Below are 12,666 nucleotides of genomic sequence, written 5' to 3'. Positions count from 1 at the left end.
CCTTTTTACGAGTCGCTTGCTGATACGAGCCTGATAGAGAGTTTCGGGAGGCCGGCTTCAGAACCCCGCGAAACTGTGCGCCGCCTCGAAACGGAGGCCGAGGACGAAAGCGTCGGCCAGGGCGGGGTCGGCGGAAGGACGGCGGATATAATGCGCGCTGGGCTGGATCGACAGCCAGGGGGTCAGCCGGGCGCGATAGCTGGCTTCGACCGCGATCTCGGCTGCGCCGGCGCCGGTCGCGCGTCGCCAGCTGCCGGACGTGAAGGCGGCGGCGAGGGCGATGCCGAATTCATCCTCTTCGCGGCCCGGAACCCAACCGCCGAACTTGAGGCCGCCGCCCGCGAAGCGATCGAACATGTTAAAGCGGTCGCTCGCCGAGCCGAACCGCGCAAAGCCGTCGATGCGGCGATGGTCGCGGATGAGGAGAGGAGTCTCGGCGCGGACATAGGTGCCGGCGTTGCCCTGCGCGCGGCCGCTGCCGTCGTTGCGGTCGAATCTCGCGGTATACCGCCAATGGCCGAGGAGGAGCTTGCCCTTGCCGAGCGGCGCTTCGATCTCTCCGACGGCGAGCGCGCCATCGCCATGACCGAGCTTGATCGCGGTGCGCGCCGGATGGCCGGGATTGCCGGGGACGCCGTCGAGCAGCGCGGCGCGCACCGTCCATCCTTCGGCCGGCGCGATCGCAACGCGTGCGGCGAGCGATGTGGACGGGAAGATCGAGGGGCCGTTGTGCCCGCTTTGCGCGAAGTCGGTACCGATACCGTTCGGGCTGCTGACGAAGAAGCCCGCGGCGTCGAGGGCGTCGAATTCGGAGTTGAGGTCATAGAGCCCGAGCTTGATCGAGGCGGCATCGCCGATCTTCTGGTCGATCCACGCCTCGTAGAGCCGCAGCGCCCGAACGCCGGTCTCGATATTGCTGACCGCCTGCGTGTCGCCGGCAAGGTTGCTGATCGAGCGGCCATTGTTGTAGAGGCCATAGACGTGAAGCTGCGCGCCGGTCCAGCCGGCGATCCGCTCGAGATCGGCCTCGAACACGAGGTCGAGATTGTCGAGATAGCGCGCCCCGCGCCGCCGCCCGCCGGCGACATTGGCCATCACCTCACCGGTATAGGCGATCTGCAGCAGCAGCGGTCCGTGCGCCTCCTCGATCTCGCCCGGCGCATGGATGTGGCTGTGCGGCTGGTCGGCGGGGCCCGCGGGTTCGGCCGGCGCCGCGTCCGCCGGCGGGGCGGCGAGGCCGAGCGCCGCGGCGGCGAGCAGCATCAGAAACTCAGCATGAAGGCAAGCCGGACGCGGTCGAGCCATTCGGTGGGGGAGAGGCCTCCGGCATAAAGGGGATCGAGCGGCCGGTAGTGGTACCAGAGCAGGTCGAGTTGCAGGTTGCGCGCCGGAACGTGCGAGAGGCCGAGGCCGTGGAGGCGGTAGTTGGTCGACAGGTCGATATTGTCGTGGCTGAAGGCCGCGAGCACCGAATCGACCTCGACCTCCGAATAATTATAGGAAAGACGCCAGTCGCCGGGCTCGGTCGTACGCCCGGCCGCCAGCTCGAGGTTGAAAGCGGTGTCGCCGGGCACGGCGGCGCCGAGATTCTTCACATAGTCGGCGGTGAAGCTGACGGGCCAGCGCGGCGAAACGCCCGACCAGCCGAAGGTGCCGATGCCCTCGACCAGGTGGAAATCGGAAAGGTAGCGGCCGGCAGCGATCAGATTGCCGCGAAAATCGCCGGCGTCGGCGCCTGCGACCGACCCAAGCCGGTAGTGATAATAGCTGCCGGTCAGCCCTGCTTTGAAGTCGGATGAGAAGGGCGCAGAAAGGGCGATCTGGCCGCCGAGCATATCGCTGTCGCGCGCGACGGCCGCCTCGTCGATCACGAAATAGAGGCCGCGCGCATCGAGCTTCGCGCCGCCAAGATCGGCGCCATAGGACAGCGCGGCGCCCTGCGGCGAGACGTCGCCGTCCCACAGCATGTCGGTGCGCTGGAAGGGCTGGGGGAATTTGCCGGCATAGGCGGTGAAGCCGCCATTCTTGTAGCGCACCCATGCCTGGTCGAGCGACACTGCGAAATCATCGACGAAGCTGCCGAGAGTGACGTCGGTCGAATTGGGGTCGTCGGGGTCGCCGGTGGCGATCTGCGCGCCGGCCGAGAAATGATCGTCAATCGCATAGCTCGCGCGCAGCCGGGCGCGAACCGCCGAGCGCGACCGGTCGCGGCCCGGTACGAAATTCCACTCCTGCCGCACCCGCACGTCGCCGCTGACGTCGAGGCCGGGTATGCCGAAACTGCCATCCGCTGCCGACGACGCGCTGGCGAGCCGGGCGGGGGCAGAGATGGGGGCAGCCCCCGGCGCCGGGGGCGAGCCCGGTGCGGCCGTTGCGACGCTTGCCGAAGGGATTGGGGAGGGAGCCGGCGCTTTTTGCTGCACTTCCGATTGTTTCGCGACCATCGCTTCGAGCTGTTCGATCCGCACCTGCTGCTCGGCAATCCGGCGTTCGAGCGCATCGAGACGATCCTCCTGCGCATGACCCGCCGGCACGAAGCTCAGCGCCGTCGCTGCAAGAAGAAGAAAACGGATAGGCATAGGCTCGACCCCTGTTTGCGGGTGAGTGGCATCTGCGGAAACGTCCGGCCCCTCACCGTCGCGCTATCCTATCGGTCTTCGCTGACGAGATGCTGACGGCCGCCCGCCCGGGAGATTCTGGTGCCTGGCCATGCGCACCCGCATGGGGATCATTAGCAAAGTCCTTTCTTCCCATGTTCGCACGCGCTGCATCCATTGGCGCGCCTCGTGCCGTCCAGTCCATGATCGGCCTCTGCCGGTCCTGGCGGCGATTTCGCGCGGCGATATTTCCGGCACCCCGATAGGCCCGAATCGCTGCCTTGCCGGGAATCGCCGCCTGTGGTTTCACCATGCCGGTGTGGCATGAAGGAGAATGACGATGATGAGCCTGCTTGCCGCGACCGCCGCCACGGCGGCGCCTGCCGCCCCTCCCGCTGCCGCGCCGGTGGCGCTGCCGCCCCAGCCGGTCAGCGCCGCCGATGTCGCGGCCTATATCGACCCGCGCGACATCGCCGCCTATGTTCCGGCGCCGCCGCCGACCACCGAACTGGTCGCGGTCAGCGACGGCTTCTTCCGCCTGCTCGAGAACATCACCATGGTCGCGCTGTTCGTCGTCGGCTTCTTCCTGCTCGCGCGGCTGCTCCACGCGTGGATGCTCCATCGCTCGATCCGCCGCGCGATCGAGGCCAAGTCCGACGCGGTCGGCTCGATGATCGACAAGCTCAACAAGCCCTATGAGCATCTCGGGACGCGCGGCGACGCTCCCGGCGACGACCGCAACGGGCTGGTGCTGCTCGCGATCGGCCTTGCGATGGCGGGTTTCGGCCTGATCCAGGGGCATGAAGAGGTGATCCGCGTGTCGGCGGGCGCCGCGCTCTTCCCCGCCTTCGTCGGCATCGCCCTCCTCGTGCGCCGCCGCCTCGTGCGCGCCGAGGCTGTCGGGGAGCGCGCCGCTGCGTGACGATGGCCACGCCGATGAGGATTGGGTGCTCAACCGGCGCGTCGCGGATGGGGATCGCGCGGCCTTCCAGCTCCTCGTGCTGCGGCACGAGGGGCGGCTGCGCGCCTTCCTGGCGCGCGCGGCGGGGAGCGATGCCGACGATCTGGCGCAGGAAGCCTTCGTCCGCGCGTGGCAGCGCGCCGGCGATTATCGGGGGCAAGGAAGTTACGCGGCCTGGGTCATGGGGATCGGCTGGCGGCTGTTCCTCGACCAGCGGCGCACCGCACGGCGGCGCGAGGGGCTCGTGGCGCGGGACGAGGCGCCCGAAGCGAATGCGCCGCACGGCGCGAGCGATGCGGCGATCGACGCCGACCGGCTGCTCGCCGGCCTGTCGCCGCAGGAGCGTGCCGCGCTCACTCTGTGCTTCGGCCACGGCTGGTCGCACGGCGAGGCGGCGGAGATCATGGGCATCCCGCTCGGCACGCTCAAGTCGCTGGTCTTGCGCGGGCGCGCGAAAGCGCAGAAACTGATCGCCGAAGGAGCCGGGTCATGAACGGATCGCGCGAAACCGATGGGGATGCGATGCTGGCATCGCTGCTCGCTCCGCCCGCGCGCGGCGGCGACCGGGGCTTCGTGGCCGAGGTCGAGCGGGCGATCGACGCCGAAGCCGCTTATGCGGGCGCGCGGCGGCGCTTTTGGCGCAGCTTCGCCTTCGAGGCGCTGGCGGTGACGGCGCTGCTTGCGGCGCTGTGGCTGCTGTCCGCTACGCCGCTGCTCGCGCCTTTCGCCGGCCCCGCGCAATGGGGGGTCGCATCGCCGCTGCTGCTCGTGCTGCTGCTGTGGTTCGGGACACAGCGCTGGCGCCAGGCCTGATCGAACGGCGGATCAGGCGGGCTTGCCCGGCCCGTCCTCGACTTCCAGCCCCTCATATTTGAGCTGGAGATAGCGTTCGCGCGTCGCGAGCTTGTCGAGTTCGCCCGCGGCGAGATTGCGCGCCGCCTCGCCGATCTCGCGTTCGAGCATCCTGAGCCCGCCGACCAGCGTCTCGTCGGGGGTGCGCCCCGCGTGCGCCTCGCCGCGCAGCCCGGCGGGGATGCGCTGATAGCCCGCGACGAGTTCAGGCAGATCCTCGCCGACCAGCTTGCGGATGTTCGCCGCGGCGGGTTCGGCCGGATCGAGCGTCTGGAGCTGCGGCGCGAGCAGGTCGAGCTGGACGCCGATGCCGTCGACGAGCGTGCGCGCGGGCGCCGGCAGCGCCGGGCGCTGCGCCTCGAGCCAGATTTCGGTGCGCCCCGCGAGCTGCTTCAGATCGGCCTTGGGCAGGTCGCCCTGCCGCGGTTCGGGAAAGGGCGGCCATTTGCCGAACAGTATCGCGACGCCGATCAGCAGCAGCGTGACCGCCATCACCCCCGCGAAACCGAGCGGCTGGATCAGCATGCCGAACAGCGCCGCCGCGATCAGCACCGCACCGCCCGCCATGCAGATGCGGCCGATCTTCCTGAACAGATGCTGGCGGCGCAGCGCCAGGCTCTTGGTCCCGATCGGTCGGCGGCGCTCGCGTGACCGTTCGATCGCGGCGTTGCCGGCCAGGACGGTGCGATCGACCTCGCTCATCGTCATCGCGCCCTCACGCCTCCAGCGCGGCGAGGGGGCTGTCGGCGCCGCCGACGCTCGCCTGCGCCTGGCTCGCGCCCTCGGCGCGCGCGATATAGCCCTTCGACTTGGCGACCTCGCCCTCCAGCGCGGTCACGGTCGTCTTCATCGTGTCGAGCGCCTTGAGCTTGAAGGTGTCGATCGCGTCCATCGTGTCGTAGATGTTCTGGAAGGCGCGGCTGAGCGTTTCCATCGGGATCGTGCTCGACGCCGCTTGCTCGTGGATGCGCGCGGTATTGTCCTTCAGCATCTTCGACGTGCCGTCGATGATGTTCGCGGTCGTGGTGTTGAGCGCGGTGATCTGTTCGAGGACCAGCTTCTGGTTGGTCATCGCCTGCGCGACGGTGATCGCGGTCTTGAGCGCGCCGACCGTGGTGGTCGACGCGCGGTCGACGCCCTTCACCAGTTCGACATTGTTCTTCTTGACCAGATCGAGCGCGAGATAGCCCTGCACCGTCACCGCCATCTGCGTCAGCAGGTCCTGCGTGCGCTGGCGCGCATAGAAAAGCGCGTTCTCGCGGATGATCTTCGCCTTGGCGGGGTCGGTGCCGTCGAGTTCGGTCGCCTTCGCCTCGAGCCGCTGGTCGAGCGTGCCCGCGATGTGGATCATCTGCTCGAGCTTGCCCATCGATTCCCACATCTTGCGGCGCTCGACGTCGATCGCGGCATTGTCCATCAACAGCTCGTCCTTGCCGTTGGCGAGCGCGGTCAGGATGCCCGAGATATGCGTCTGGGCGCTGCGGTACTGCGCGAAATAATTGGTGATCTTGCTGCCGAAGATCTTGTCGAGGAAACCGCGCTTCGACAGCAATTTGCCGTTCGCCGACGGGTCGAGCCGCTCGACCGTGCTCCTCAGCTCGATCAGATTCTGGCCGATGTCGGTGTCGCGGTCCATCGCCTTGATCGGGCGATCGAGGAAGCGGTTCGAATGGTTCGCCGCCTCCAGCATCTCCTTGCGGCCCATATTGGTGATCTGGTCGATCCGCTTGCCGAATTCGGGCGAATTCTCGTCCTGCGCGACGAGATCGTCGATGAAGCCGTCGACGCGCTCCTCGAGCTTCGACTTCTGCTCGGTCGACAGCGGCACGAGCCCCGCCGCCTTTTCGGGCGCCAGCGGGGGCAGCGGTTCGGGCGGGGTCAGCTTCAGCTCGTCGGTCGCGGTCGCCGTTGCGGTGTTGTCGCTCATTCCTTTTCCTTCCACCCCGATGCCGCCCGCCTATATGGCATGCGGTCCTGTGTTATTCAAGCACTACACCGTTTCCGGGCGGTTGAGCCAGGGCGCAATCCACGCGGACAGGATCAGCTGCGCCATATGATAGACGAGGATCGGGACGAGCACCATGCCGGCGGTAGCGGGCGGGAACAGCGCCGCGGCGAGCGGCGCGCCGACCGCGATGCTCTTTTGCGCCCCGGCGAAGAGCAGGGTGACGCGGTCCGGTCTGCGCAGCCGCAGGAGACTGCCGAGCAGCCACGCGCCGGTGAAGGAAAGCGCGAGCATCGCCGCGACGGCGGCGAAGGCGATGCCGAGCTCGCGCCCGTCGAGCAGGCGCCAGATGCCGCCGACGACCGCGGCGGAGAAGGCGACATAGACCGCGATCGCGATCGAGGTGCGGTCCATGAAGGTCGCCGCGCCGCGATGCGCGAGCACCCACGGGCGCAGCCAGCGCTGCGCCACCTGGCCGGCGAGGAAGGGGAGGAGTAGGATCAGCGCGATGCGCAACGCCGCCGCGCCGTGAATCTCGCCCGCGCTGCCGGCGAGCGCGGCGAACAGCAGCGGCGAGGCGATCACCCCGACGAGGTTGAGCAGCGCCGCCGCGACGACGCTCGCGGCGACATTGCCGCCCGCCATGCTGCTCGCGGCGGTCGCCGACTGGACCGTCGAGGGCAGGACGCCGAGGAACAGGAAGCCGAGCGCGAGCGTCGCGGGCAGCAGCGGCGCGGTCGCGGCCTGCGCGGCGAGGCCGAGCAGCGGCATGAGGGCGAAGCAGAAGGCCAGATTTCCCCCCTGCAGCTTCCAGTTGCGGATGCCGTGCAGCACTTCGTCCCGCGGCAGCCGCACGCCGTTGAGGAAGAAGAGCAGCACGATCGCCGCGGTCGACACGCCCTCGGCGACGGGCACCGCGCCGCCGCGCACCGGCAGCAGGCTCGCGAGGCCGATCGTCGCGAGCAGCACGGGAACGAAGCGGTCGGGAAAGAGGCGGGATAGCATGGGCGCGAGCGATGGCCGACTGCGTCGAGCTTGGCAACCGTCCGGGACAGAGCCGTCGTAGAAGGAAAGCGAGGAGCATCGACGCGGCGCATCATGACGGGCCTGTCATGGCCGCATATGTGGGAAAGGGCGACGACGATAGGGTGGGGAGCCGACGTTGCGTTACCCTCACCTTCGTCATCCCGGACTTGATCCGGGATCCACCTACAGCGCCGAAGTCGTGGATCCCGGATCAAGTCCGGGATGACGATGAAAGAAGGGCCGCTTCCGGTCGTTTTCTGCCCTTCGCCATTCCGACCCCTTCGCGAAACCCTTCGCGTCCGGCGTGACGGTCGCTAAGAGAGCGCCATGGCTCGTCTATTGATCCTCGCCGCGCTTCCCGAAGAAAGCGATGCGCTGTTTCCCGGCCAAGGAATGGCCGCCGGCGGACTCTTCGGCGCGCGCCGCCTGGCCGCGCATGGGCATGAGCTCATCATCGCGACCTCGGGCCTCGGCAAGGTCCATGCGGCGCTTTGCGCCGGGATGCTCGGCGACGAGGCCGACGTGCTGCTGATGAGCGGAACGTGCGGCTCGCTCGGCGCTGCGCCGGGGGCCTATTGGCTCGCCGAGGCGGTGCAGCATGATTATGGCGCGACGCACCCGGGCCTTTTTCGCCGCTACCGCGCGGGCGAGTGGCCGATCGGCGAGGCGGTGGAGGCGCATTTCTCGGCGATGGCGGACCCCGGCCTCGGCCTTCCGCACGCGCGGATTGCGAGCGGCGACAGTTTCGTTGCCTGCGCGCAAGCCGCCGCTGATCTCAAGAACAATCTCGGCGCGACGCTCGTCGACATGGAGGTCGGCGCCGTCGCGCAGGTCGCGGCGCGGCTCGAAAAACCATGGGCCGCGATCAAGGCGGTCACCGATACCGCCGACGAGGGAAGCGGCCGCGATTTCCACGCGAACCTCCTTCGCGCCGCCCGCGTCGCGGCGGTTGAAATGGAGCGACTCGTCGCGCGGATTTCGTTATAAGCGCTCCGGCAATTTTGTTGCGCCGCAGCAGGAAATTCGCTACGCGCGCGGCCAAATCGCGGCACGGCGCCGCGCTGCTCCCATAAGGTATTTTTGATGTCCCTGCGCAATATCGCCATCATCGCGCACGTCGATCATGGCAAGACCACTCTCGTCGATCAGCTTTTCCGCCAGTCGGGGACGTTTCGCGACAATCAGCGCGTCGAGGAACGCGCGATGGACTCGAACGATCTCGAAAAGGAACGCGGGATCACCATCCTCGCCAAATGCACCTCGGTCGAATGGGGCGAGGGCGAGAATGCGACGCGGATCAACATCGTCGACACGCCGGGCCACGCCGACTTCGGCGGCGAGGTCGAGCGCATCCTCAGCATGGTCGACGGCGTCATCCTGCTCGTCGACGCGGCCGAGGGGCCGATGCCGCAGACCAAGTTCGTGACCGGCAAGGCGCTCGCATTGGGCCTCAAGCCCATCGTCGTCGTCAACAAGATCGACCGCAGCGACGCGCGCGCCGCCGAGGTGCTCGACGAGGTGTTCGAACTGTTCCTGACCCTCGAAGCCAATGACGAGCAGCTCGACTTCCCGATCCTCTACGCCTCGGGCCGCGGCGGCTTCGCCTCGGACAGCCCCGACGCGCGCGAGGGCACGCTCGAGCCCTTGTTCCAGACGATTGTGAGCCACGTCCCCGCGCCGGGGCTCGACGAGGACGGCCCCTTCACCTTCCTCGCGACGCTGCTCGACCGCGACAATTTCATCGGCCGCATCCTCACCGGCCGCGTCCAGTCGGGCACGGTCAAGGTCAACCAGCCGATCCACGCCCTGGACGCCGAGGGCAAGGTCATCGAGACCGGCCGCGCGTCGAAGCTGCTCGCCTTCCGCGGGCTCGACCGCGTGCCGGTCGACGAAGCGCGCGCGGGCGACATCGTCGCGATCGCAGGGCTGACCAATGCGACCGTCGCGAACACCATCGCCGACACCAGCGTCAGCGAACCGATCGCCGCGCAGCCGATCGACCCGCCGACGCTGTCGATGCGCTTCGCGGTCAACGATTCGCCGATGGCGGGCCGCGAGGGCAGCAAGGTGACGAGCCGCATGATCCGCGACCGCCTGTTTCGCGAAGCCGAAACCAATGTCGCGATCCGCATCACCGAAAGCGCCGACAAGGACAGTTTCGAGGTCGCGGGCCGCGGCGAGCTTCAGCTCGGCGTGCTGATCGAGACGATGCGCCGCGAAGGCTTCGAGCTCGGCATCAGCCGCCCGCGCGTCCTCTATCAGACCGACGAGAATGGCGCGCGCACCGAGCCCTATGAAAGCGTCGTGATCGACGTCGACGACGAACATAGCGGCACGGTCGTCGAGAAGATGCAGATCCGCAAGGCCGAACTTACCGACATGCGCCCCAGTGGCGGCGGCAAGACGCGCATCACCTTCAGCGGCCCGTCGCGCGGCCTGATCGGCTATCACGGCGAGTTCCTGTCCGACACCCGCGGCACCGGCATCATGAACCGGTTGTTCGAGAAATACGGCCCCTACAAGGGCGCGATCGCGGGCCGCCAGAACGGCGTCCTGATCTCGAACGGAAATGGCGAGGCGGTCGCTTACGCGCTTGGCCCGCTCGAAGAGCGCGGCATCCTGTTCGTCTCGCCCGGCGAGGCGCTCTACGAAGGGATGATCATCGGCGAGAACGCGAAGCCCGAGGACCTCGAGGTCAACCCGATGAAGTCGAAGCAGCTCACCAACTTCCGCTCGACGGGCAAGGACGACGCGATCCGCCTGACCCCGCCCAAGCGCATGACGCTCGAACAGGCGATCGCCTATATCGACGAGGACGAGATGGTCGAGGTGACCCCCGCGAACATCCGCCTGCGCAAGGCGCTGCTCGACCCGCACGAGCGCAAGAAAGCGTCGCGCAAGAAGGAAGCGGCGTAACCGCGGTGGCCGACGCGAAGCCGGACCTGCCCGACATCTATGCGCGGCACCGGCTTGCGGCGGCCAAGGGCTTCGGCGACCTGAAGGTCGGCGACCTCTATCCGCTGCCATCGCGGACGATCGGCGACGGCAATTTCGCGGCCTTTCAGGCGGTCAGCCTCGACAATCATCCGATCCATTACGACGCCGAATATTGCCGGGCTCTTGGATATCCGGGGCCGCTCGCGCACGGGTTGCAAGTCCTCTGCTTCACCGCGGCGGGTGCGGGAACCTTTCCGCATGAGATCGGCACCGCGCTGATCGGCATGATCGAGGTGCGCGCGCGCATCCTGAAGAGCGTCTTTCCCGGCGACACCCTCTATCCGCTCCTCGAAATCACCGCGCTCACGCCGCAGCGCACGACCGGAATCGTGACGATGCGCGCGAGCGTGACCAACCAGCACGGCGAGACGGTGCTCGACGGCGAGCACGTTTATCTGCTGCGGCTGGAAAAAGCGGACTAGCCGGCGAGCGTGGCGGGCAGAGGTTCGAGCGGACGGGTGATCCTGTTCAACAAACCCTATGGGGTGCTGTCGCAATTCACCGATCGCGGCACGCCCGAGGCGCGCGCGACGCTGTCCGACTATATCGACGTGCCGGGGGTCTATCCCGCCGGGCGGCTCGATCGCGACAGCGAGGGCCTGCTGATCCTGACCGACGACGGCGCGCTGCAGGCGCGGATTTCGTCGCCGAAGCACAAGATGCCCAAAACCTATCTGGCGCAGGTCGAGGGCGAGCCCGACGAAGCCTCGCTGGGCGCGCTCCGCCGCGGCGTCACGCTGAACGACGGCCCAACGCGTCCCGCGACCGTCCGTCGCATCGACCCGCCGACGCTCTGGGACCGCGATCCGCCGGTACGATACCGCAAGAGCGTCCCCGACTCATGGCTCGAACTGACGATCACCGAAGGCCGCAACCGCCAGGTGCGGCGGATGACGGCGGCGGTCGGGTTTCCGACGCTGCGGCTGGTACGGTGGCGGATCGGGGGGTGGGAGATTGGGGATTTGGCGTTGGGGGAGTGGCGCGAGTTGGAATGAACCTGCCTGGTGGATGGCCGGCAGCGGATCGGCGACTTTAGGCCGGGAACAGGGAAGTTGCGAACCTTCGATATCAATCGGGCCGCGATGACCCGAACTAGCGGCATCGTCCGAAACTTCGGCCTTGGGCACAAGAAGAGGACGCCACTTCACCCCGCATCGTCAACTTGAACCGGAACAATTCGCGCGTAATCGCGACTGGTTTTCGATTGTATTCGGGGTAATTTCTATCTAGCGACGACAGCGAGATGGGGGGCTGTCGTGAACGTTACTCTTTTGAAAAAAATACTTTTATCCGCCTCGATCACCGCAATGGTTTCGGGTTGCGGCGGTGGCGGAAGCTCGGGCGGTGGAAATACCGTGACCGTACCCCCTACGCCTACCCCTACACCCACGCCGACACCCACACCGCCCTCTCCGTCCTATGCGACCGCGTTCGATTTCAGCACCGACCGCTCCTTCAAGTCTCCGATGGCGAAGGTCTATTATGTTGAGCGCTACACGAGCGATGTTCCGCCATATTATAGTCTGGAATCTTCGGGTGGAGAAATTTTCGGGCGGGATTTTCAGCATTCAGACTTCAACTATACGAAAGCGTCTGAAACTTTTTCAGTATCCCACGAAGGGGTGACCTCTACATTCGAACCTTCCGATTTGTACCGTGAAGACGAAAAATCGATCAATTTTCTGCGGAGATCCGCCGATTCGCCAGAGAGCGACCAACTGTCCCTGTATGACCTTACGCCCATGAAATTTATTGCGCTGGGGATTCAGGAAACAAGAGCTACGGCCCGCGCTCCGGGACAAGCAAATGGCGTATTGCTGACGAGGCGCCATTTTCTGTTCGGGGCGCCGACCGTGGCCGGCGACATTCCGAAATCAGGCAATTTCACCTATCGGCCCCAACTTGTGACCTCCCTACCTTATGAAAGAGATGGTGGAGGAGTCTTTGAGTCCACCTCGGGGGATATCCAGGTCAGCCAGGGAATGGCGAGAATAACGGGAGCGCTCGACATCGCCCAAGTGTCATGGGTAACGGGCATGGAGCAGGAGAAGGGAAGGATCAGCTTTTCGGGCACGATCACAACCGATGCAAACGAGATTTCCGGAAGCATCTCCGGATCCACCTTGCTATACAGATTTACCGGCGAATTCGCCGGACATCTCTATGGGCCGCAGGGATCAGAACTTGGGCTGGTCTTCATTCTGAGGCGTGAACTCCTGCGGGATGGGAGCGTCGGGACGCCGATCATCGGTATCCTCTTGGGACAGCGATGATCATGAACATAACAC

13 protein-coding genes are annotated in these 12,666 nt (G+C 66.7%); 8 read left to right on the top strand and 5 right to left on the bottom strand.

The annotated features are described in order from the left end of the window. Window positions 1-57: 57 nt before the first annotated feature. Both ACOTSS_RS14970 and ACOTSS_RS14965 read right to left on the bottom strand, forming a co-directional pair. Entirely contained in the window at window positions 58-1,263 is a 1,206-nt protein-coding gene (locus ACOTSS_RS14970) for a carbohydrate porin (RefSeq protein WP_448688903.1), read from the bottom strand. Continuing rightward, window positions 1,263-2,579 (bottom strand): putative porin, encoded by a 1,317-nt coding sequence (locus tag ACOTSS_RS14965; protein WP_448688902.1) that lies wholly within the window; start codon window positions 2,577-2,579, stop codon window positions 1,263-1,265. The genes ACOTSS_RS14970 and ACOTSS_RS14965 overlap by 1 nt, the downstream gene beginning before the upstream one ends. Before the next feature lie 358 nt (window positions 2,580-2,937). Between ACOTSS_RS14965 and ACOTSS_RS14960 the strand changes: the two genes are divergently transcribed. From ACOTSS_RS14960 to ACOTSS_RS14950, 3 genes are read left to right on the top strand one after another with little or no spacing between them, the layout of a single operon-like run. After that, window positions 2,938-3,519: a hypothetical protein gene (locus tag ACOTSS_RS14960; RefSeq protein WP_448688901.1), complete on the top strand. Its 582-nt coding sequence runs from the start codon at window positions 2,938-2,940 to the stop codon at window positions 3,517-3,519. A gap of 25 nt (window positions 3,520-3,544) precedes the next feature. Beyond that, window positions 3,545-4,051 (top strand): RNA polymerase sigma factor, encoded by a 507-nt coding sequence (locus tag ACOTSS_RS14955; RefSeq protein WP_448688900.1) that lies wholly within the window; start codon window positions 3,545-3,547, stop codon window positions 4,049-4,051. After that, a complete protein-coding gene (locus ACOTSS_RS14950; RefSeq protein ID WP_448688899.1) occupies window positions 4,048-4,371 on the top strand; it encodes a hypothetical protein in 324 nt (107 codons plus the stop codon). Before ACOTSS_RS14955 ends, ACOTSS_RS14950 begins: the two co-directional genes overlap by 4 nt. Before the next feature lie 12 nt (window positions 4,372-4,383). Here the strand turns inward: ACOTSS_RS14950 and ACOTSS_RS14945 are convergent, their stop codons facing one another. From ACOTSS_RS14945 to ACOTSS_RS14935, 3 genes are all read right to left on the bottom strand, one after another. Next, window positions 4,384-5,112, bottom strand: a complete 729-nt coding sequence (locus ACOTSS_RS14945) for a hypothetical protein (protein WP_448688898.1) — start codon at window positions 5,110-5,112, stop codon at window positions 4,384-4,386. Window positions 5,113-5,125: 13 nt separating this feature from the next. After that, window positions 5,126-6,337 carry a toxic anion resistance protein gene (locus ACOTSS_RS14940; protein WP_448688897.1) on the bottom strand — a complete coding sequence of 404 codons (1,212 nt, stop codon included), beginning with the start codon at window positions 6,335-6,337 and terminating at the stop codon, window positions 5,126-5,128. A gap of 63 nt (window positions 6,338-6,400) precedes the next feature. Continuing rightward, window positions 6,401-7,360: a bile acid:sodium symporter family protein gene (locus ACOTSS_RS14935; protein WP_448688896.1), complete on the bottom strand. Its 960-nt coding sequence runs from the start codon at window positions 7,358-7,360 to the stop codon at window positions 6,401-6,403. Window positions 7,361-7,708: 348 nt separating this feature from the next. On the opposite strand from ACOTSS_RS14935, the gene ACOTSS_RS14930 reads away from it, so the two are divergent. The 5 genes from ACOTSS_RS14930 (at window position 7,709) to ACOTSS_RS14910 (ending at window position 12,651) form a co-directional block, all read left to right on the top strand. Next, a complete protein-coding gene (locus ACOTSS_RS14930; RefSeq protein ID WP_448688895.1) occupies window positions 7,709-8,368 on the top strand; it encodes a 5'-methylthioadenosine/S-adenosylhomocysteine nucleosidase family protein in 660 nt (219 codons plus the stop codon). A gap of 96 nt (window positions 8,369-8,464) precedes the next feature. Beyond that, complete coding sequence (gene typA, locus ACOTSS_RS14925) at window positions 8,465-10,297, top strand: translational GTPase TypA (RefSeq protein ID WP_448688894.1); 1,833 nt, start codon at window positions 8,465-8,467, stop codon at window positions 10,295-10,297. Between the two features lie 5 nt (window positions 10,298-10,302). Next, window positions 10,303-10,800: a MaoC family dehydratase gene (locus ACOTSS_RS14920; protein ID WP_448688893.1), complete on the top strand. Its 498-nt coding sequence runs from the start codon at window positions 10,303-10,305 to the stop codon at window positions 10,798-10,800. Window positions 10,801-10,809: 9 nt separating this feature from the next. Further along, on the top strand, window positions 10,810-11,373 hold the full coding sequence (locus ACOTSS_RS14915) for an rRNA large subunit pseudouridine synthase E (RefSeq protein WP_448688892.1): 564 nt from the start codon (window positions 10,810-10,812) through the stop codon (window positions 11,371-11,373). Window positions 11,374-11,634: 261 nt separating this feature from the next. Then, window positions 11,635-12,651: a hypothetical protein gene (locus ACOTSS_RS14910; protein WP_448688891.1), complete on the top strand. Its 1,017-nt coding sequence runs from the start codon at window positions 11,635-11,637 to the stop codon at window positions 12,649-12,651. Window positions 12,652-12,666: the final 15 nt, after the last annotated feature.

This window comes from Sphingopyxis sp. NJF-3, assembly GCF_053514865.1.
This window is presented reverse-complemented; position numbering and strand designations above follow the sequence as displayed.

What these genes read in the sequence shown, in the direction of transcription:
- ACOTSS_RS14970 (WP_448688903.1), bottom strand. Translation starts at nt 1,263, where the DNA reads ATGCTGCTCGCCGCCGCGGCGCTCGGCCTCGCCGCCCCGCCGGCGGAC.
- ACOTSS_RS14965 (WP_448688902.1), bottom strand. Translation starts at nt 2,579, where the DNA reads ATGCCTATCCGTTTTCTTCTTCTTGCAGCGACGGCGCTGAGCTTCGTG.
- ACOTSS_RS14960 (WP_448688901.1), top strand. Translation starts at nt 2,938, where the DNA reads ATGATGAGCCTGCTTGCCGCGACCGCCGCCACGGCGGCGCCTGCCGCC.
- ACOTSS_RS14950 (WP_448688899.1), top strand. Translation starts at nt 4,048, where the DNA reads ATGAACGGATCGCGCGAAACCGATGGGGATGCGATGCTGGCATCGCTG.
- ACOTSS_RS14945 (WP_448688898.1), bottom strand. Translation starts at nt 5,112, where the DNA reads ATGAGCGAGGTCGATCGCACCGTCCTGGCCGGCAACGCCGCGATCGAA.
- ACOTSS_RS14940 (WP_448688897.1), bottom strand. Translation starts at nt 6,337, where the DNA reads ATGAGCGACAACACCGCAACGGCGACCGCGACCGACGAGCTGAAGCTG.
- ACOTSS_RS14935 (WP_448688896.1), bottom strand. Translation starts at nt 7,360, where the DNA reads ATGCTATCCCGCCTCTTTCCCGACCGCTTCGTTCCCGTGCTGCTCGCG.
- ACOTSS_RS14930 (WP_448688895.1), top strand. Translation starts at nt 7,709, where the DNA reads ATGGCTCGTCTATTGATCCTCGCCGCGCTTCCCGAAGAAAGCGATGCG.
- typA (WP_448688894.1), top strand. Translation starts at nt 8,465, where the DNA reads ATGTCCCTGCGCAATATCGCCATCATCGCGCACGTCGATCATGGCAAG.